The 20,146-nt window shown below is 46.9% G+C and carries 21 protein-coding genes, 1 tRNA gene and 2 pseudogenes; 18 read left to right on the top strand and 6 right to left on the bottom strand.

Going from position 1 to position 20,146, the window contains the following annotated elements:
• The first annotated feature begins 440 nt into the window (after positions 1-440).
• From NI20_RS0107420 to NI20_RS0107355, 13 genes and pseudogenes are all read left to right on the top strand, one after another.
• Positions 441-517: transfer RNA gene (locus NI20_RS0107420), tRNA-Arg, on the top strand.
• Positions 518-1,342: 825 nt separating this feature from the next.
• Entirely contained in the window at positions 1,343-3,358 is a 2,016-nt protein-coding gene (locus tag NI20_RS14170; protein WP_052084508.1) for a CD1108 family mobile element protein, read from the top strand.
• A 13-nt stretch (positions 3,359-3,371) separates the two neighbouring features.
• Entirely contained in the window at positions 3,372-3,629 is a 258-nt protein-coding gene (locus tag NI20_RS0107410) for a DUF4315 family protein (protein ID WP_033120766.1), read from the top strand.
• Positions 3,619-4,698 (top strand): CD1107 family mobile element protein, encoded by a 1,080-nt coding sequence (locus tag NI20_RS0107405; RefSeq protein ID WP_052084507.1) that lies wholly within the window; start codon positions 3,619-3,621, stop codon positions 4,696-4,698. Before NI20_RS0107410 ends, NI20_RS0107405 begins: the two co-directional genes overlap by 11 nt.
• 122 nt (positions 4,699-4,820) lie before the next feature.
• On the top strand, positions 4,821-5,315 hold the full coding sequence (gene lnu(C) / locus NI20_RS0107400) for a lincosamide nucleotidyltransferase Lnu(C) (protein WP_016147248.1): 495 nt from the start codon (positions 4,821-4,823) through the stop codon (positions 5,313-5,315).
• Positions 5,316-5,439: 124 nt separating this feature from the next.
• Positions 5,440-5,631 (top strand): annotated as a pseudogene (locus NI20_RS0107395) (toprim domain-containing protein); the annotation flags it as partial.
• 130 nt (positions 5,632-5,761) lie between these two features.
• Entirely contained in the window at positions 5,762-6,064 is a 303-nt protein-coding gene (locus tag NI20_RS0107390; RefSeq protein WP_052084510.1) for a hypothetical protein, read from the top strand.
• Between the two features lie 321 nt (positions 6,065-6,385).
• Positions 6,386-6,661, top strand: a pseudogene (locus NI20_RS0107380) (type IV secretory system conjugative DNA transfer family protein); the annotation flags it as partial.
• A 26-nt stretch (positions 6,662-6,687) separates the two neighbouring features.
• Entirely contained in the window at positions 6,688-8,553 is a 1,866-nt protein-coding gene (locus tag NI20_RS0107375; protein WP_033120763.1) for a hypothetical protein, read from the top strand.
• 11 nt (positions 8,554-8,564) lie between these two features.
• Positions 8,565-9,527, top strand: coding sequence for a hypothetical protein (locus NI20_RS0107370; RefSeq protein ID WP_033120762.1), 963 nt, complete (start codon positions 8,565-8,567; stop codon positions 9,525-9,527).
• Positions 9,520-10,350, top strand: coding sequence for a DUF6339 family protein (locus NI20_RS0107365; protein ID WP_052084506.1), 831 nt, complete (start codon positions 9,520-9,522; stop codon positions 10,348-10,350). Before NI20_RS0107370 ends, NI20_RS0107365 begins: the two co-directional genes overlap by 8 nt.
• Positions 10,334-11,275, top strand: coding sequence for a PD-(D/E)XK motif protein (locus NI20_RS14165; RefSeq protein ID WP_052084505.1), 942 nt, complete (start codon positions 10,334-10,336; stop codon positions 11,273-11,275). Before NI20_RS0107365 ends, NI20_RS14165 begins: the two co-directional genes overlap by 17 nt.
• Complete coding sequence (locus NI20_RS0107355; protein WP_052084504.1) at positions 11,265-11,675, top strand: DNA cytosine methyltransferase; 411 nt, start codon at positions 11,265-11,267, stop codon at positions 11,673-11,675. Before NI20_RS14165 ends, NI20_RS0107355 begins: the two co-directional genes overlap by 11 nt.
• On the opposite strand, the gene NI20_RS0107350 is transcribed toward NI20_RS0107355, so the two are convergent.
• The gene (locus tag NI20_RS0107350) at positions 11,669-13,165 is read right to left on the bottom strand and encodes an IS5 family transposase (RefSeq protein ID WP_197055369.1); all 1,497 of its coding nucleotides are present in this window, start codon (positions 13,163-13,165) and stop codon (positions 11,669-11,671) included. The two genes, NI20_RS0107355 and NI20_RS0107350, sit on opposite strands and share 7 nt — an antisense overlap.
• A gap of 137 nt (positions 13,166-13,302) precedes the next feature.
• Here NI20_RS0107350 and NI20_RS14160 point away from each other — a divergent pair, with 137 nt between their 5' ends.
• Genes NI20_RS14160 through NI20_RS0107335 form a run of 4 tightly spaced genes read left to right on the top strand, consistent with a single transcriptional unit; the run spans position 13,303 to position 16,111 of the window.
• Positions 13,303-14,307, top strand: a complete 1,005-nt coding sequence (locus NI20_RS14160) for a DNA cytosine methyltransferase (protein ID WP_255358012.1) — start codon at positions 13,303-13,305, stop codon at positions 14,305-14,307.
• Positions 14,308-14,315: 8 nt separating this feature from the next.
• Entirely contained in the window at positions 14,316-14,807 is a 492-nt protein-coding gene (locus tag NI20_RS0107340) for a hypothetical protein (RefSeq protein WP_033120761.1), read from the top strand.
• Complete coding sequence (locus NI20_RS14575) at positions 14,807-15,058, top strand: YkgJ family cysteine cluster protein (RefSeq protein ID WP_081958419.1); 252 nt, start codon at positions 14,807-14,809, stop codon at positions 15,056-15,058. The genes NI20_RS0107340 and NI20_RS14575 overlap by 1 nt, the downstream gene beginning before the upstream one ends.
• Positions 15,059-15,070: 12 nt before the next feature.
• Positions 15,071-16,111 carry a hypothetical protein gene (locus NI20_RS0107335; protein ID WP_033120760.1) on the top strand — a complete coding sequence of 347 codons (1,041 nt, stop codon included), beginning with the start codon at positions 15,071-15,073 and terminating at the stop codon, positions 16,109-16,111.
• A 122-nt stretch (positions 16,112-16,233) separates the two neighbouring features.
• Here NI20_RS0107335 and NI20_RS0107330 read toward each other — a convergent pair whose 3' ends face one another.
• The 4 genes from NI20_RS0107330 to NI20_RS0107315 form a co-directional block, all read right to left on the bottom strand.
• The gene (locus tag NI20_RS0107330) at positions 16,234-16,587 is read right to left on the bottom strand and encodes a hypothetical protein (protein WP_033120759.1); all 354 of its coding nucleotides are present in this window, start codon (positions 16,585-16,587) and stop codon (positions 16,234-16,236) included.
• Between the two features lie 437 nt (positions 16,588-17,024).
• The gene (locus tag NI20_RS0107325) at positions 17,025-17,333 is read right to left on the bottom strand and encodes a lipoprotein (RefSeq protein WP_033120758.1); all 309 of its coding nucleotides are present in this window, start codon (positions 17,331-17,333) and stop codon (positions 17,025-17,027) included.
• 12 nt (positions 17,334-17,345) lie between these two features.
• Complete coding sequence (locus tag NI20_RS0107320; protein ID WP_033120757.1) at positions 17,346-18,179, bottom strand: RsiV family protein; 834 nt, start codon at positions 18,177-18,179, stop codon at positions 17,346-17,348.
• Positions 18,180-18,187: 8 nt separating this feature from the next.
• Entirely contained in the window at positions 18,188-18,682 is a 495-nt protein-coding gene (locus NI20_RS0107315) for an RNA polymerase sigma factor (protein ID WP_052084501.1), read from the bottom strand.
• Positions 18,683-18,986: 304 nt separating this feature from the next.
• On the opposite strand from NI20_RS0107315, the gene NI20_RS15045 reads away from it, so the two are divergent.
• The gene (locus NI20_RS15045; protein ID WP_156108577.1) at positions 18,987-19,226 is read left to right on the top strand and encodes a hypothetical protein; all 240 of its coding nucleotides are present in this window, start codon (positions 18,987-18,989) and stop codon (positions 19,224-19,226) included.
• A 1-nt stretch (position 19,227) separates the two neighbouring features.
• Here NI20_RS15045 and NI20_RS0107310 read toward each other — a convergent pair whose 3' ends face one another.
• Positions 19,228-19,530 carry a hypothetical protein gene (locus NI20_RS0107310; RefSeq protein WP_033120756.1) on the bottom strand — a complete coding sequence of 101 codons (303 nt, stop codon included), beginning with the start codon at positions 19,528-19,530 and terminating at the stop codon, positions 19,228-19,230.
• Between the last annotated feature and the right edge of the window lie 616 nt (positions 19,531-20,146).

The raw sequence follows: 20,146 nt of genomic DNA, 5'->3' as shown, positions 1-20,146 counted from the left end.
CCGCCTAAGAGCACACAAATTTGAATATTGACATAAGCCCACGTAGCTCAGCTGGATAGTAGCGATCGCCTCCTAAGAATATGTTAATCACGGGCCAAATGATTTTTTGAAATCTGAAGTCCGGTTCGAATGGAGTCGCGATTTCGGCGTTTTTCTAACGCCGGGGAAGAGGAACATTTTTAAGCAAATTGCTTTCAAGGGGTAAAAATCCATTAGCAAAATGACCGTTTTTCTAATGGATTTTCCCTCTGAAATATAGATCGTCACCTTGGACGAAACGTGAAAAACCGCGTAAAATCAAGGAAATTTCATAGATGTCTCTGTAGCTCAGCAGGATAGAGCGTCCGCCTCCTAAGGTTACGTTACAACGCTCACCTTGGAAAAACCTTAGTTGGGAGTTGAGTCCGATAATTACGGAGGCTGACAAAAAAATTAAATACGTCCCAATAGCTCAGTTGGATAGAGCACACGCCTCCTAAGCGTGGGGTCGGAGGTTCAAGTCCTCTTTGGGACGCCAGCTAACAACGCCGAAAGCCTTTGTTTTCAAGGGTTTTCGGCTTTTTTAACAAATTCCAGTGTGATTGCTGAGACGAAATAATGTTTTCAAATTTTACTTCAAATTCTGATTTTTGACAAGCCCTAAAAAATCGAACTGCTGTGATAAGACAAAAATTTCTGCTAATCATTAGCAGAAAAAGGGCCGTTTTTGCTAATGAAAATGCGCTTCCAGCTAATTAGGCGAAAAAACGTGCTAAAAACCTTGCTAATTCAAAAGGCGGATGTTCCGAGTGCTAAGCCGTTATAAGAAATAAAATTGAATACTATCATGTACATAGAGCGTCTATTTGCCCCTGTATCGGGGATGGATAGACGCTCTTTTTTTATGCCCAAAATTCATGGGTAAATCTGAAAGATTGGAGGTTTGATTTTTGAGTAAAATCGTCTATTCCCCAGACAAGCCAAACGACTGCCGCTACTGTCATTTTTGGAAAAACAATAAAACGGGCTGCTGTCTGGGCGAAGAAAATTGTTACTACTTAATCTCCGTATCCCCAAAGCCGAAGTCGGAATGTGAAGGTTGTCCTTATGGGCGGGATCATCCCTGCATCGGCTGGTGTACCAGGAAGATTATGAAGGAAGTGGGGGTGCGTTGATATGTATGAGTATGAACGCAATCGCCGTGACAAGCCGAAATGTTGCAAAGACTGCGAGTATTATCAACCCCGATGGAAGTACCGCTTCTGCTATTTTGTCAGATGTCCGTATAAACTGAAGGATACGACTTTCCGCAGAACCCCTCTGAAAAAAGAGTATTTCCCGCAGAAAGAGGTGGTGAGGATGAGTGACGTATGATTATTTCTATGGGCAGCAAGCGGAGATGTTCGCATTCTACCGTGTTCCGAAGGTGCTATTCACCGAGGATTGCTTCTGGAATGTATCAACCGATGCCAAGCTGCTTTACGGTATTCTGCTTGACCGCATGAACCTCTCAGCCCGGAACGGTTGGCTGGACGAGGAAGGCCGTGTCTATATCATATTCACCATAGAAGAACTCAAAGGTGCGTTAGGCTGTGCTGAAAAGAAAGCGGTGAAGCTGCTGGATGAGCTGGAAAAGAAATGCGGTCTGATAGAACGCAAGCGACAGGGACTTGGGAAACCGAACCTGATCTATGTAAAGAATTTCATTTCCGGTTCTGTGGAAAGACAATTCTTGAATTGTCAAAAGGACAATTCTGGAGTTGTCAAAAACACAATTCAAGAACTGTCAAAAGCACAAGGTAATAATACTGATACTAATTATATTGATTTTAGTGATACTGATCCTTTCTTTCCTTCCGGTTTTTGTGGAAAGGAAGTCGATGAGACTGACGAATTTACCCGATATTATCAGTATTTTTATGAACAGCTTTCTATGGACTATCTGAAACAGGATTATCCGTATGACCATGAGATACTCGATCTAATTCTGCATTTGATTATTGAAGTCATGTGCAGTAATCGGAAGCAAATACGAATTGCCAGTGATGATAAGCCCATTGAAATTGTCAAAAGCAGTTTTATGAAACTGGATTCTGAACACATCAGATTTGCTGCCATGTTTCAGGGTGGAACGCAGGTAGTTATTGGTACTTCCTATACTGCGGAAGACAAAGATATTCGTGGTGCGGAAAACTATTACCGTGAAATGGAAGAAGAACTGCGTGCGGAAATCCGAAGGATGGAGGCTGACGACGATTATGATGAAGTCCGCCTGAGAGTAGATGAAATCGGCCATAATCCGTGGCAGCTTGCGGCATTTCTGACAGTGCTGTATGAAGATTACACCTTGAATGAGGTAAAAAGTTTTCTTCGTCAGATATTCGATGCTCAGTACAGCCTGAGAAGCAGCACATCCAATGAAACCGTGACAGAGACGAAAACCGTTCGTGTGGGAGAATCCCTCGGAACAGTAACGACCAGTGGTTACTGTAACTGCTCCATTTGCTGTGGTCAGTGGTCTGGTGGACCGACAGCAAGCGGAGTTTATCCAACAGCAAATCACACGCTGGCTGTGGATGCCAATCATCCGTTTGTCCCGATGGGAACGAAAGTCATTATGAATGGCACGGAGTACACGGTGGAAGATACTGGTAATTTTGCCCGATACGGCGTCCAGTTCGATGTTTATTATGACAGCCATATTGCGGCATCGTTTCATGGGCATAAACAATGGGAATGTTACCTTGCAGACAGTAACGGTTCCAACACTGTGGAAGTTACCACAACGGAAACCAAAAGAATCTTAACAGTTAATGCAACGAACCATACCCTGACCAGTGTGATTAACAACTTTGACATGACGGACGATCAGAGAGAGCGCTATGAGCTTCTGATGCAGACGAAGGGAAACAGACCGTATCTGTTTGAGGATGATATTTATGCAAATCCGACTGGACCATATCTGGATTATGACATTCCGGGTGAAGCTCTGACGGATACCCGATTTGCCAACATGATCCGGGAAGCGGAGAAGTATCTGGGATACCCGTATGTATGGGGTGGAAGCAGCCCCTCCACTTCCTTTGACTGCTCCGGTTTTGTTTCGTGGGTCATCAATAACTGCGGCAATGGCTGGAGCGTTGGCAGATTGACCGCAAACGGTCTGATGGGTGTATGTGATATTATCCCCCGAAGCTCTGCAAAACCGGGAGACCTTATCTTCTTCCAAGGCACTTATGATACCTCCGGTGCATCGCACGTTGGTATTTATGTCGGCAATGGGATGATGATTCACTGTGGAAACCCGATCTCTTATGCTTCGATTGAAACAAGTTACTGGCAACAGCATTTTTACTGCTTCGGCAGAATCCGGAATTAAGGAGGACATTCTATTGGGTGCCAAATTAGACAGAATTGGTGCAGACCTTGAGAAAGCCCGGAAGAAACGGGCTGAATGGGATGCCAGAGTAAAAGACCTGGAACGCAGATACCGTGAGGAGGAAAACTCCGAAATCCATGAGATGGTTCACGCTGCGAACCTGACCCCTGACCAGCTTTCTGAGTTGCTCCGTATGTTTGCTGCGGATATGGCTCCGAAGCCTGAAACAATCAACGCTATGAACGAGGAGGAGATGCAGAATGAAGATTAAAAGACTGTGTGCCGCTTTTCTGGCGGCTGTGGTGTGTATGAGCGTGTTTTCGACAACCGCTTTCGCCTATACGGATGAGACAGCGGCTTCCAGTGCCGAAACCGTGGAAACTGCCCCTGCGGAAACCACGGAGCAGGAAATGGAAGAAGTACCGTACAGCGTATCTGTGGATGAAGATGGTACGGTGGTGTTCTCCTTCAATGGCGAGGACTGGAAGTATGATGCCGAGAAAACCGAGGACGATGGCATGGGAACCGGCAAGGTGGTCACGAACGGTTCCCGGCTGAATGTGCGTACCGGTGCAGGCATGGATTATGAGATCATCGACCAGCTTCGCCCCGGCGAGGAAGTAAAGGTGATCGGAGTTGATGGCGACTGGTATCAAATCACGGTTCCCGAAAAGAACGGCTATGTTCACAGCGACTATTTGGAGCTGATTGAGGAAGCCGAACAGAACAGCGAAATGGATATGGCGCTGCTTACGATGTTCATGAATATGTTCATGCAGAATATGGACACCGGCGCAGATGCCATTGAATCTGCCCTCACTCCAGATGGTAATTTGACACTGGTTGATGATGTCGGCTCTCCTGACAAAACCGGAAAGCAGTTTATTACGGCGGTCACAAAGAACGGCAACTACTTTTATATCATCATCGACCGTGACGATGAAGGAAATGAGACGGTTCACTTCTTGAATCAGGTGGACGAAGCCGACCTTCTGATGCTGATGAGCGAGGAAGAAGCTGCCAAGTACACCGAGCCTATGGTTGAGACCACTCCAGAACCAACCGAGACGGAACCGGAGCCTGAGGTCACGGAGCCTGCGCCTGTGGAGAAACCTAAGACCAATATGATTCCGGCTATCCTTGCTCTGCTTGCCCTTGCTGGCGGCGGTGGTTTCTTCGCCTTTAAGAAAGTGCAGGAAAAGAAGAAGGAAAAAGAAGCGGCAAAGCCTGACCCTGACGCTGATTATGTAGGCGATGACGAGGATTATGGCTACAGCGAGGAATACGAGTACGATGATGTTGACTTCGCCGCTGATGAGGAGGACAACGAACCCGTATAACCAAGAACAGGCATGATGCCTGGGGCAATCTTCGGGTTGCCTTTACATAGCTTCTATCTATCTTTTTGAGTTTTGGTATGATATAATCAATTCATCAAATTTGAATTTGCGGAGATGATAAGATGGTCAATATAACAGATGTAAAACAGATTCTTCAATTTGCAATAGATGCGGAGATTAAAGTCTTTCTTGATGGCGGCTGGGGTGTAGATGCTCTTCTTGGATATCAGTCAAGAGCCCATAACGATATTGATATTTTTGTAGAAAAGAAAGATTATCAGAACTTTATAGAGATGATGAAAGCTAATGACTTTTATGAGATTAAGATGGAATATACAACATTGAACCATACTGTATGGGAAGATGCGAAAAACAGAATTGTTGATTTGCATTGTTTTGAATATACGGGCGAAGGTGAAATTCTTTATGAGGGGGATTGTTTTCCGATAGAAACTTTTTCGGGCAAAGGAAAAATTGAGGAGATAGAGGTTTCCTGTATTGAACCATATAGTCAAGTAATGTTCCATCTGGGATACGAATTTGATGAGAATGATGTGCATGATGTGAAGTTATTGTGTGAGACATTTCATATCGAAATTCCAAATGAGTATAGATAACTACAAATTCCAATTTTACAAAGCGACAGAAACTTTCAGTTTGTCGAACTAATTGAATGAACTACATAGCAGTCATGCACTACGGTGTGTGGCTGCTTATTTTTTTGGAAAGGAGCAGATGCGAATGAAATTAGTATTGGCTGAGAAACCCTCAGTCGCACAGAGCATTGCCAAGGTGCTGGGTGCAAACAAGCGTGAAGATGGCTACCTTGAAGGAAACGGCTATGTTGTCAGCTGGTGTGTCGGTCATCTGGTGGAGCTGGCACAGCCCGAAGCCTACGATGCAAAATACAGCAAATGGGCATATGTTGATGTAAAAGAACGATACTCCAATTTATAAAGACTAACGATATCTTACATAGCCCCGTGGTGATGAAAATCACTGCGGGGCTTTTGTCGTCTCCGGACTTCCCCGGCGGCGGATCAAAACTATGGAGGATATCGTGATGAGAAAAAAAGCGAGACGCAAAACCATTCTGATCGATGGGATCAGATACTATGATGACAAGCCGGATACCTGCCGCAAGTGCTTCTTCTGGAAGAACCGCAAGGTCGGCTGTGTCCTTGGAACGCAGAACTGCTATTACCTGGCTGAGGCCGTAAAGACCGAGCAGGAAAAGAAATGTGAGGGCTGCTGTTACGCCAAAGGCCATCCCTGTGTCAGCGCTGTCTGCTACAAGGAACTGGACGCATGGCTCAGAGCAAGCCGGGCTAACCGCACAAAGGAAGCAGGTGCAGCAAATGAGTAAGAAGGATGAAGCCTTCCGCAGATATGAGAAGTTGGCAAAGGCTGCGAAGAGAGAAAATCCCGGGAGTGAATCAGAGCATAAACCCGGAAGCTGCGCTCACTGCCTCTACTATCGCCCGGATTTCAAGTATCGCCGGTGCCAGTTCACCAGATGTCCCTACGGCAAGGATAAGGATGTGTTTCGCAAAAAGCCTCTGAAGCGCGATAAATTCTCCTGAAAGCAGGTGGTGACTATGAGTGTTTGATTATTTCTACGGAGCCCAGGCAGAACAGTTTGCCTTCTACCGGGTTCCCAAGGTGCTTTTTACGAATGACCGGTTCAAATAAGTCCATGCACTACAATCCCTTCACCTATATCCACAGCGAGAAGGATATCCTGAAGCTGACAACCACACTCATGGCAAATACCAAGGGTGACGGCAAGGGTGGGGATCCGTTCTGGGACAAGGCAGAGACCCTTCTCTACTGTGCCCTCATCGGCTACATCCATTATGAGGCACCGAAGGAGGAGCAAAACTTTGCCACGCTCATCGAATTCATCAATGCCATGGAGGTCCGTGAGGATGATGAGGATTTCCAGAATCCGGTGGATCTGATGCTTATCTGACAGACATTGAAGACCATTTGAACGCTCGGTATCCTTTATCAACAGCGGAATATATCGAAATTAGGGATACATGTACCAGTGGGCTCACCGGCGAAATCCGTAAAAGCGAAATCAAGAAAGATGATCACGGCAACTTTTTCAAGCTTATTTATGATACCGGAAAAAAACAGACCCAGGTTACTGCAGGCGGTAATCACGGGCTAGGTAAAAGTGTTTACTACCGTGTCGGAATCGGAATCGTTATTTTTTATTCTCGCATTCAAAAAGAGTACGGATTTGAATCCAGATTGATTATTACTCTGGTCGAAGATGAAAACAAAAAGAATCCGGACGGTACGGACGCTACAATCCTGAACCATATTGAGCCTTCCTCTGCTGGGAAGGCATGGTGGGGCCTTCGCGAAGGCGAAGACCTGCTCCCGCTAACTGATGAGGAATTTATTATTCCGTTATTGGAAGTTTTCGGACTTGCTCCCTTTAAGGGCACGGAGACGGGGACATCAGTAATTATTCCGTATATCAATTCTGCGGATCTGCTGAATCAGATAATCCCTCCGGAGGCGGAAATCAAAGACGATGTGAAAGATCATCTGAAAACGGTATGGCTTTCTAATCTGGCAGACTATCTCAAGCTTTCGATCCAGCGGTGGTATGCGCCCAAAATTCACAACCGGGAAATCAATAAGTTTTCGGATAAGAAATGGTTATTGGTTACCGTCAACAAGGTGCCGATTCAAAAGCAGAGTCTTTTGCCGGTATTTAATCTTGCACAGGAACTATATACAACCGCACTTGCCAAGGTACACGGGAAAGACTATGTCAGCCCGGTATATCCTCAAATAGAATGTCTTCCTGTTAATATTCAAAAATATTTTGAGGGTTCCATGACATCAGGATATGTTGCCGTGGTGAAAATTAGCAGATCAGAATTAAACGGTAATCAGAATCTTCTGAGTCCGTATGATTACTTCGGGCATTATGAGGCGGACGGAGGGCTAAACGAGCCTGTAGTGATGTACACCCGTGATTTGGGGATGGTGATTGATTATTCGCTTACAGGTCCTTGGGTTAAAGGATTGACTACTCCTGAAAGCCCAGAAGAATTTATCTTTGCCTTTTACGTGCCGAATACCGCTAAAAAGCTCAAATCTGATTTGACAGTTGCCGAATATGCCGGGGTATCCTTCGGACAATACCTGCGTGACTGTGAGGCATCCGATCATATGGAGTGGAATGATCCGGTGAAGATGCAGATAGTTTCACGTATACAGAAGAATGTCGTAAATCAGATAAATAATAAGATTAATAAAGCAGCAGCTACGCCTGTAAATGCTACTGCTAGTAAACTATCTAACCGTCTGGGCAAAAATCTTCTTCCTCGTGTAGGTTATGGAAAGAGAACAAGCGGTGGAAACGGTGGTTCTGGTGGCGGTGGCGGTGGGAAAGTCAGCAACATTTTGTTTGAAATAACTTCACAGGCAGTCCGAGGGAACCTGCTGACAATAGACTTTTCATTAAAAATGCTGCATTCTTGCAAGTCAGCAAAAGTATCTATCATCGTCGCCTCAGAAGGCGGATGGATTGATCCCGAATCCTGGCAGGAAGAAATCGGAACGCCGTTTCCTGCAGTAATTCGAGAGTGTTGTGCATTATCTATGACATCTGGCGTTATTGTTGAACCACGACCCATTGAGCTTATTTGTGATGCCGATAATCCTGTTGTCGGCATGGAAGAATTTGATCTGTCTATGCAATATGTTGAAGGCTCTTTATCTGCCGCAACAATCAAAATAGATTCAAAAGTCTTCAATCTTGGGCTTACGGGACGTCTCGTTGTAAATGCCGTTGATAAAAAATACCGCTTTAATTTCAAGGTTGAGTAAAGGAGTATGATATGCAAGATCTATATTTTTACCCCAAATTAACTCCCGAACTCAAAGAAGCATGCGGGTACTCTTCGGACAAGTATATTTTCTCTTATGAGTATCAGGGTGAGTATCATGGCCTTCGTCAAAAAGGGTCTTCTACGCTGAAGCTTTCCGATCCTCTGGAAATTTGGAAGATAGAAACTGAAGGAATTAGAATAAATAAGAACGTTAGAATTGCTTACCCTCAGTTTCTGTATGGAAAGGATGGAATTGCATGCCAGGGTGCCGAGCTTGGTATTTGCATTACATGGACCAATAAAGCACTTACACAAACTGGTATTATATTACCTGTTAATGATGTGACATTGCCACAGGGACGAAGCTGCAAGTTTGAATTCTCTTTCGACCCGGGAACGATATTGGGTGATTTGGAACTAAGTTTGAACTTATATATCAAAAAATCTGCTGCAGAAATCCTACCAAATGAAGATAGTCTCATGAATGAGGCGGGAGTTTCAGTTGGTGAATTGGAAACTGTCGTCCTGGATTTCAGTAGCATTTATATGGAATTCCCAATTGAAGAATTCAAGTCTGAAAAAGAACCGCTATGGTGGGTTGAATTCTCTCAGTGGGAAGATCCTAAGGTTTCTGACTTGTTTACTCGGGATAATGTATGCCTATATCTGAATCCATATTATAGTTGCTGTCCCGCACCGTCCACAAGCGGAGATGAGAGCACGATCAAAAATCTGGATTTGCTAATAGATATCCTTGCCCAGACCTATATGCTGATGTTTACGCGACTGAGCGAGGATGACCTCCGGGCAACGCAGCAAGATATCGGGTTGTCGCCAAACTCTATTTGCAGCATCCTTCATCAGTTTATTGAAGAGTGTGAGGAAGAACTACATTTTGAAACACCAGAGGCGCTCTTAAAGAGCCTTCAAATAAATATCCGCAAGAAACTGGAGGCGACTGATAATGGCTGATTTCGGAAAATATAAAATGTCTTTTGCTGAAGCCAGAACCGTTGTCGATGCTCTGGACAATATGAGTGATGTAGAGTTTCAGGATCAGATTCGCCACTGGGCAAGATACGATGTTCCCCACACAGAATACAGCGAATTCTACATACCTATTCGAGAAGCGCTGATACAGACCTTTGATAATACGCTCAGAGAAAGCGCATATCATGTGAACTATAATCTTGATTTGACTGTGGGGATAAAGCTGTACGAATTACTAAATCCCGCGAAGGGGTTTACAATTATTCAGGCCAATGACGATGATATCTGGCGTTATGTTTCTGTACGTGTGATGCCGGATATCACGTTCATCCGATATCCTAATATCCCGGATGACATACAGATACTGCAGGAGTCCCTGCCCGGATTATCATACTCTATTGCTGTTCGAACCGAAAAAGACAGTATGCGAATTAAGAAAAAGCGTTTCTATTCACATACCAGAAGAATCTGGCTGAAAACACTATGGTGGTATATTCATCTGGGATGGCAGGGAGATTCAGAGACTACATATGCGGTTCTGAAAAACAACGGAACCAACATTATAAGTCATTTTATTGAAAGACCTGGTCGCGGATATCGGCCCGAGCTGTTCCGCTATATGCTTTATGCATATTCGTTGCTTCCGGAGCAGAAAGACAGCACCTTCAGAGCTGCTGCCAAGATGAATCTGGCTAAATGTGTAACTGTTGAACCGGCTCTGACTGAAGGCGGTGAAAAGGAATATGCTCGGCGTTTGTTTGATGAAGTGACGGCAAAGGGGACAAAAGATGATGACAATGAATGAATTAATTCGCAATAACTGGAAAACAGATATTGTCGGATATGCCCAGGATATTCCCATTCTGAAAGAGTCCGGATATCCTGCCTGGACAATTAAATATGAGGACAGTTACGGGGTGGCTATTCCTTACAGCGGCCCTGAAATCATCAATGAGACCTTCGCCAACGCCAAATTATACAGTACTTCGATCCCTATTCGCGGACAAACACCTGTCTCTGCAATTGTTCTGCAGACTGGCGCACCCGATATTGCAGTTCCTTTTGCAACACTTTGTGAGGCATTGGTAGACCCGGGGCACAACGGAGAAAGGCGCCAGGAGATAGAGTCTTCTCCCGTTGCTTGGTGGAAAGAGTGGAAGGAACTGCTCGGAAACAGAAACATCGATGAGCGTATATACGACATACTGGGTGAACTGTGCGTTCTGCGCCGACTGTTTGAACTCGGAGAGGAACCTGAATGGAACGGGCCGACAGGTGCATCCTATGACATCGAATTGGTAGATCGATTTGTGGAAGTTAAGTCTTCTACCGTACGTGATAAGCGCGAAGTGACAATAAGTAGTCAGTTTCAGCTTGACCCTCCGGGTAAATCATTAAATCTGGTGTTTTGTCAGTTTGAGCCCACCGTCCAAACCGGAGAGTCAATTGACAGTATTGTCGACTGGTTTGGGGCAATCGGCTACAATATTTCCGTTCTGAATGAAAAACTGGCCTCTAAAGGTTTTGAAATCGGAATGAGTTCCAGAAAACGCACTTTTTTACTTCACAGCATGTTGAAGTACACTGTGGATGATTCTTTTCCACGCATTACTCCCGCATCGTTTGTTGGGGGCACTATGCCTGCGGGTATAACAAAAATATCATATACTGTTGACCTTAGCGGAATGGTCCCTGAGTCAATGTTGCAAGGAGTTACAGATGAAATATAAGACCGTTGATCTCTGTGCCGGAATAGGTGGTATACGCAGAGGTTTTGAATTGACAGGACAATTTAAAAATGTTCTGTCAGCAGAAATAGATGAGCTGGCATGTCAGACATATGAGCACATTTTCCATGATGATCCACGTAATGATCTGACATCGACAGAATTTAAAGACAGGCTTGCTGAAACAAAATATGATGCTATTCTGGCAGGATTTCCGTGCCAGGCATTTAGTAAAGTGGGCCTTCAACTCGGCTTCCGCGATAAAACCAAAGGAACAATTTTCTTTGATATCGCGGAAATGATACAAAGAACACAGCCAAAGTTTGTGTTTCTTGAAAATGTTGAAAATTTGGTTCGACACGAAAAAGGAAGTACATTCAGAACGATAATTAGGGTCTACTGAATGGCTGGAACATTTGGAAATCTCGGAAAAATGACCAGCTCGCCGAGGTCAAAATCGTAGTCCAGAGCCCAACCGCAGTCAGGCGCAAAAAGGAGACGTAGTTTGCGCTCCATATTTGCGGCAAAGAAGCCCATCGCAATTGAGGTCATGGAAGTGTCGGGCAAACGAGTCATGACCCGGTCCAAGCTATATCGGCGCTTGACGACACCAAACTCACCCTCAATCACGACGCGGTCGCAGCCATCCTGGTAGATCTGTTTGCTTTCTGCCTGCTTCTCCTCTGCCGACTTCCGTCCCAGCCTGGGACCTGAAAGACGGATCCCCAGCGAGGTGCACCAAAGCCGATTTTCTCTGCCGGGATAAGCCCGGTCTGCCAGAATCGTCTTTGGATAGAAGCCAAAGGTCTCCTTATATTCCTCAACGACCTGCTGCAGACTTCTGCTCTCAGAGTAGTTGTTCCAGTCAGCCTTCATCAGGAAAGCGTAACCACCCACAAGACCTACTATGACTTTGGCACCAAACTCAGTAGGACATCCCGCTTTACCGCGCACAATAGGGCGAACGTGCGGCTGATCGATGCTGACGATGCGGTCTTCTATCTGATGACTCTTCCGCACATACATGTCCCACTGTTGGCGGCAGAGTTCCTGGATCACCAACAGCTTCCTGTAAAGGTCATCCCCCAACAGCGATAAGGACACGCCGTGGGCCACCATCTTCTCGATGTAGCCGATATCCCTCTGGATATATTGCAAATTCCCGCGGAGAACCATCCGCGTTTCTCGTACAGTATGGGTGCGCTTCTTGGTGTATGCCAAATATCTTTCCCGAGCCTGCTGGCGATAGGTCCGGGGCTTCTCGGGGTACAGATCACGGGCGGAAGGATACAGCAAATCGATCATCTTTTCTACCAGCTCCCGGGCGTGGTTCAGCAGCCCGACATCCGTCGGATAATGAATATCTGCCGGACAGCAGGTCGCGTCAAGAATCAGCGTTCCACGGTTCTCAGATTCTTCTGTCGGCTGTGCCGGGAGAGTGTCCTCACTGTCTTCCTGATTTACGGAATCATCTTCCTCGGGGTTATCCATGCTGGCAACTGCTTCTGGCGCAAAAACCAGATCGTTGATCCGTTGAATCATCTCAGGAGAAATACGCTTCCTGAAATGTGTCATCATGGATGCGTCGAAGGGCGAGTCCATGGTGTAGCACTCAAATCCGCAGAAGTACTGCAGATACGGGTTCTCCTGGATATTTCGTCTGGTCTGTTCATCTGTGTAGCCTTCCTCGGCCTGGATGTACAGTGCCCCGAAGGCCAGACGAGATGGAATGGCCACTTGGCCCTCACTGCTCATGAAATGTTCCTGATACTCCCGGTCAATCTCTTTCCAAGGGAACTTCTTGCTGAGGATTACCCACCGGTTATCCTCACGCAATGTGACCCCAAAGGGCATCTCCATCTTAAGCTGGTCATAATCTTCGTGCCGATACATCTTCATCACCTGCAAACTTTTTCTTTCAAACTTCTGAATCCCTTTGCAGATATTTTACCGCATTATCCCTGTTTTTCCTAGTATTTTCAATGGTTTCCGAGCTTTTTCCCACTGTTCAGTAAGCACTAATTAACACGTTGGAGAGGGAACTGAATTACAAGGTAATCGGCGTAACAACGAATTCTACAGGTGAATTGGATTACAATCCGAGTGATTTTGTTCGCAATTCCAAGGATTTCGGAATGCCTCAAAACCGGCCTCGAGTATACATTATTGCATTCAACAGACGCTATTTCGGAAGTCATCTGGAAAAGATACCAAATGCCCTTCCAAAGGCCCGAAAAGGTAATCCTTTGTATGCAGACCTTAGAGACGTACTGGAAAAGGGCGAAGTTCCTCCCCGTTATTTTCTATCTGCAGGATATCTTGAAACGTTGGAACGCCATAAGGTGCGCCAGAATAGCCGTGGATACGGGTTCGGTATGAAAGTTGTAAATGATCCCTCCATTGAACATCCAGTTTCCAGCGCGTTACTTGCGACCGGAGGTAGCGGCCGTGAGAGGAATCTTGTTTATGATCCTGCTAACGGAGAAAAATACGCCGGAATAGAAGTAAAAGGGAAATATTCCCCAATTAATAGCAAGTATATCCGTACAATGACACCTTCAGAATGGGGAAAACTACAAGGATTCATCAATTATGCATTCCTCAACGAAGACGGCTCTGAAGGTTTTTCTTTTCCTGATTCTGTTGCGGATGTGCAGAAATATAAACAGTTCGGTAACTCTGTCACTATTCCAGTAATTGAGAGCATGGCACAGTTTATCTGTGATTGTCTTGAACAGATGACTGCAGAATTCTCTCCTGTTGAGCAGCGTCTTTACACTATGTACGGAAAGCATTTCCTCATGTGCAATGAATTGTATCGGGTAATGAGAGATACACTGCGGGATAACACGTTTTTACAGTGGGTTGACGCATATTTTAACTTTGGTCTGGATATTCCGTTCAGGACCAAAGATCTTGCAAACTTTTTGGGTTACTCCTATGCACGAGGATCACAGATATTAAATGATCTTGTGGATGTCGGATTTGCTGAAAAATTGGACAGGGGTATATATATGAATTTGGCGATAGAATGAGAGCTGTTGTGAAAGTCCTTTCCATTGGTGCAAGTGTGACAGTCGGTGTACTGGTCAGCGATGCTGTTGCACGTACTCCGCTTGGAGTCCTTGGAAAAACAGGAGAAATTGTACAGAGTTTCTGTGGCGCATTTGTAACCGGTATCATGAGCTGTACGCTGCTGATGTATTTAGACAGAAGCAAGATAACAAATCAGCTGGTACAGCAGCTCAACAATATCCACACATTAGAGACAGAGCTGAATTATTACCGGAGACAGGCTGCTTATTTCGAGCAGTACGCAGCTCAACTCATGCAGATTGACTTGGAGCAATTTGAAAAGGAAACCCAGGCATTTAAGGAAATTGCCGCAAAACTCGACGGAGTTCTGACTGCGGCAGAGTTAAATTCTGTATTACGTCAAGCGTTTATTGCAAGAAATTTGCCCTTACCATGGGAAGGTTTTGAGAACTTCGACTCATTCATGCACGATAACAGCGCGCACTTGGTGTTTCAATAATGTTTCCGTGTGACCAGTGCGGCGAGTGCTGCCGCAATTTACAACTATCTGAATTATATAGTGAGCTGGATCGAGGCGACGGGGTGTGCAGATATCTCGTTGGAAACCTGTGCAGCATCTATCCATCCCGACCTCTCTTGTGTCGGATCGATGAAAGCTACGATTACTTTTTCAAAGATTCTATGACTCGCGAAGAATTCTATCGTGCAAACCTGCAAGTATGCAGTAAGCTTAAAACAAAACGTACTTAGGAGGAATCAATTATGCCGTTACCCTTGATTTTAGGCGGAGCTGCCGCCATCGCCGGTGCTGTTGGAATCGGAAGTGCCGTTCACGGCGGTGTAAAGATGAAGGAAGCCAACGATACGATGAAATGGGCCGAAAGCAAGCATAGAGAGTCCATTACTGGTTTCGAAACGCAGAACAAGAAAACCACTGCCGATATGGATCGCTTGGGGAAAAAGGAGCTTGAAATTCTGGACAGTTTTCAGAAATTCTCCAACATTTTTGAGCAGATCCACAACCGTCCGGAATTTAAGCCTTATGAAAAAGAGAATGTCAGCATTCCTGCCTATAATGCAGAAGAGCTGAAGCAGGTCTCGGTCGGCGCAGGCGTTCTGCTGGGAGGACTCGGCGGCGCGGCAGTTGGCACAGCAGGCGGCTTTGCAGCGGCCGGTGCAACTACAGCAGCCGTTATGGCGCTTGGAACTGCTTCGACCGGGACGGCCATCGCATCCCTGAGCGGAGTGGCAGCCACCAACGCAACGCTGGCTGCTCTTGGCGGCGGTGCGATTGCCGCCGGTGGCGGTGGTATAGCGCTCGGCACGACCATTCTCGGTGCCGCAACACTCGGCGTTGGCATCTTAGTCGGCGGTGTCATCTTCAATGTGACCGGAAGCAAGCTCTCTAACAAGGCGGATGAAGCGTTCAAACAGGCGAAAAAAGAAGAGACTGAAGTCCGTAAGATTTGCCGTTACATGCGAACTCTGAGCGATGCAGAAAGCAGATTTGAGGATGCTCTTCAGACTGTTGATAAAATCTACCGCCGCCATTTGGAGAAACTCGGCGATTTGGTGGTTCTCAGCGGAAAGACTGATTGGAATGACTATTCTGACGCTGAGAAAAAGTTGACGGAAAACACCGCGCTGCTGGTTGGGCTGCTGTATAGCATGTGCAAGGTACAGCTTGTTCTCCAAAGCAACAGTGCCACTGAGCTGAACCGCGTCAATGAAGAAGAAATCAATGCTTCTCGCGAGGCAGCAAAGAACTTCCTTGCTGACAGTGGTCTTTCCGCACTGGTATAACCGTAGTAACCGCAAAATGGGCAAAGCACAGGCGGGCAGGTCGTTGACCTGCCCGCCTTGTTCATTTTCTTGTTCTGCTTTCGATTTGCAGCACAACTCTTCTACAGCCGACGCAGCAGCCTTTATTGCCGATTTGCTTCGTACAGATGAACACAAGCAGCTGCTAAATTATCCGCTTTAGCAACAATGATCGCCTCTCGCGTTTTGTTCGCAATGCGCTGTGTGTTGTCCGCGCCCCACGCAGCATCGAACGAGATGCTGCAAACTTTCTGGTCACGCTCAACGCAGTAAATAGGCAGCTGCCGCGTTGCGGCGGACGCCCGCACAGCGGCCGGTGCGTTCACCGCGCCGAAGATTGCCACCGCCATCAGCAGCGCCGCGCCGAACGTCAGCGTCCTGCGCCGCAGGACGAAAAAACACGGCTTCACGATCTCCCGCTTGCCCCGTTTCCTCCCGCGATGAAAATGCAAAAACATCCGCATATCCTCCCCTAAGCTGTTTTAGTAGAGGGTATGCGGATGTTTGGCAAGACATGCGAAAAAGCTGCCCGTCGACTCAGTATTTCTCCGGCGGGACGGTCGGGAAAACGCGCGGCCGATGTCTTTGCTCTGCTGGGTGGACAAGGTGTACTTCTGCCTGACAGAAATATCGTCCAGCACCGGAGCGGCGGCCTTGGTGATGGTATACGGCAGTGTTCTGTCCTCTGCTTTCTTGGTGTCCTTCCAAACGGTGTTCGCCTTGTCCTTACGGCATTATTATCCACTTACTCTGTCAGCTAACTGCTAGCTTCCCGCAAAGCGGATACTAATCCCTGGCAAAAGCAGGATATTGAACTGCAATTGCCAGGGATTTTCGGCGTTTTACTAGAGAGGCTTTCGCGGGAAAGGAGTTTGTTACTCCCTATTCTTCAACATTATTCCGCCAGTTCCACTTGAAGGACAACCCCGGTGAAGGGATCGATCTCCGACAGTTCTCCAGTATAGGTCACCGTCACTACGTCACCCACAGCGACGTCCGACAGGCCCTCAGGCTCCTTCTCGAAATTCAGGGCATAGCTGGTTCCGTTCTGGTCTGAAACCACGAACATAAAATCCTTTACCTCGTCCAGGGTTCCGGTGAGGATCTTCTCCTCAGCCGCTTCTCCGGACTTCTTTTCGCCGCAACCGGCGCAGGCCAGCAGTAGCATCGCCGCCATCATGCAGGCGAGTATCCGTTTCATCATCTTAATGTCACCTCATTTTAGTAATGTTTCATAGATTTCCGGCGGAATGACAAATTCGGGCATTCCCATAGAACCAGGAGCCGCGGTGTATTCATCGAACACCAGCACCAGTTCACCCTGCTCATTCCAATAGAAGTTTTGGTTCGGATCAATCTCTGTCAGCTCCTCCGGAAAATAGGCGGCACCAGAGTCCGCAGCCATTTGCTCCTCCATCTGCCGCTGCACCTCCTCGGTCAGCACACGGGAATAATCCGAATTCTCACGGAACAGGTCTTCCAGTTTCACCACCTGGTTTGTGGTTTTGTCAATGTGATAGAAGCGACTGAACTGATAGCCGCTGGCCTGGGTTTCCACCGCATCAATGCGGAGGGTGAACCAGACATCACTGTCTGTTACCACGGAGTTGGTAACGGACAGGTCTCCGTAGTTCTCTTCCATGGTCTCGCAGGTCTCCTGAAACTGCTTGATAAGCCGGTCGGTGTAATCCTGCACCTGTTTATTGACTGTCTGAGCAGCTTCGTCTCCCCCCAACTCCGGCACGGAGATGTCCGCGCTGTGGAACCCGTCGTCATAGACATAATTCCGGAAGGTTATCACCCGCACGATGGCACCCAGCACCGGTACATCTGCCATGGCGGCTGCTGCCGCCGGAGACACATTGGGCACCACGATCATCAGTGCTAGAACCGCTGCGGCCCAGGTTACCTGCCGAAAAGGGTATCGCTTCCGAGGTTTTGGCTCCTCCAAGGCAGCGCAAGTCTGCAAGACCCGCCCGGCATAACCCTGCGGCAGGGGGAAGGGTTCCTCCCTCGCTCTTTTTTTCAAAATTTCATCAAACTGATTCATTTCTCACCTCATTTTTCTTCCAGCAGAAGGCGCAGCCGCCCCCGTCCACGGGACAGGCGCGTTTTCACCGCCGCTTCACTGATCCCCAGCACCTGTCCGATCTCACGCACGGAAAGGTCCTCGTAATAAAACAAGGTAACAGGCACTCGCAGGTCTTCCGGCAAGGACAGTACCGCCTGCCACAGCGTCATCCGCCGATCGTGGTCCTGACTCTCCGATGGTAATCGGTCTGCCATATCTTCCAGATCTACGGTGGGACGCCGTTTCCGGCAGAGGTCATAACACTTGTTGGTGAGAATCCGCAGAAGCCAGGGCTTGAACCGCTGAACATCTCGCAGAGAGTCCCGACTGGCAAAGGCTGTGCAGATGGCGTCCTGCACAGCATCCTCGGCATCCTCATCCTGACGGAGAATGCTCTTGGCCGTACGGAACATGATCTCCTGACAGGCAATCACCAATGTGCAGAAAGACCCCTTATCCAAGATTTCATGTGGTGTAAACATCCAGCGGCCTGCTCCTTCCTTGAAACAGAGAACGTGATAACAGAAACATCACGTCTCCGAATGACCGGTCATATAGATAGACGGTCCAGCCCGCTGATAGGTGACAACTATTTTGAAAAAATAACGGACGAAGTTCATTGCGATTCGGTGACACCGCTCTGATATGGACATCTTGCACTCCGTTAGGTTGCCGTTCTTCCAGGGACTGTTAATTGCAACATTTTTCGTATTGGAATGCTTTTTTGGTGATTATACCGCATCCGACACGGCCTAGTAACAACGCACGGTGGTTATAAAAAGTTAGATGAAAAATTTACAACCCTATTCTAATAAAAATTCTCAATTTGTCAACAAATACGGGACGAATCAACGTCTAGCGGGACGAATCGACATTTTTCATCCGGCTCAGCTCTTTTTCCCGCAACTTCTCAAAATAGAGCATCAGCGCGCTCTCCACATCGTTGCTGCTTTTGGTGAATTTGATATCACTTCAGCATCAACACCAAGTAAAAAAACTCCGCAGAAAACCTGCGGAGTTTTTTGAATTATCCTATAATCAAAGCCGCCATTCCCAGCACAACAGATGCCGCTGCCAACACCTTCGCCGTCAAAAAGGATTTTTCGCTTTTGTCGCAAATCTGTACCAGCAGTGCAATCACAGCCAGAGCGCCAAACGCCCAAGAAATCAACTGCTCCTTGATAAAATTGGTAGGATAACTATTCGCCGTCATCCATGCGATGACCATGCCCCATACCGCCATGAAGTAAAACACAGGCTTCTGCCTTTTTTCTCCTTTCAAAAGGAACAAAAGCACCAACCCCATCACACTAATGATGGTCATTACCATACAGATGATGCCATTCTCTGCATAATCAACCAGGAATTCTTATTGAATAAAAGCATCTCACGGTGCAATGCGATTTCAATGTTTTTCGCGTTGCACCGCGAGTTTTTATTGCTATTGGGCGTAATACTGCGGTCGGGCGATGGAAGTAAATCCCTCTATCCCAGTAATGACCACATTGTTATAGCTGCTGGCACAATGGACGATGAGGATATTTCCGTTTTCATCCCAACCGGCGACGATCCCCACATGGGTGTCATCCGGGTAAAATACGAGATCGCCGGGAAGCGCGTCTGCCCAGGAGATTGCTGTGCAATAGTTGACCGTGGGTTAAAAACCACGGTCAACTCGTTATGGCGTAGCAGGTATTGCCAACAATCATGCCAACAAACCGTGAAATTCGAAAGAGTATCCCCTAACAGCAGTCGGCAGCGATCAACAAGCGGTTCCCCAAAAATCGCGTAATATCAGGGACTGCGAGGGACTCACAGTGATGCAACGCAACAGCTAAAAAGCTGTATCATGTACTCCTAAGCGGAAGTAAGTTCTCCCGCCTAAGAGCACACAAATTTGAATATTGACATAAGCCCACGTAGCTCAGCTGGATAGTAGCGATCGC

It is taken from the genome of Oscillibacter sp. ER4 (genome assembly GCF_000765235.1).
In the GTDB taxonomy this organism is placed as follows: domain Bacteria; phylum Bacillota; class Clostridia; order Oscillospirales; family Oscillospiraceae; genus Hominicoprocola; species Hominicoprocola fusiformis.
This window is presented reverse-complemented; position numbering and strand designations above follow the sequence as displayed.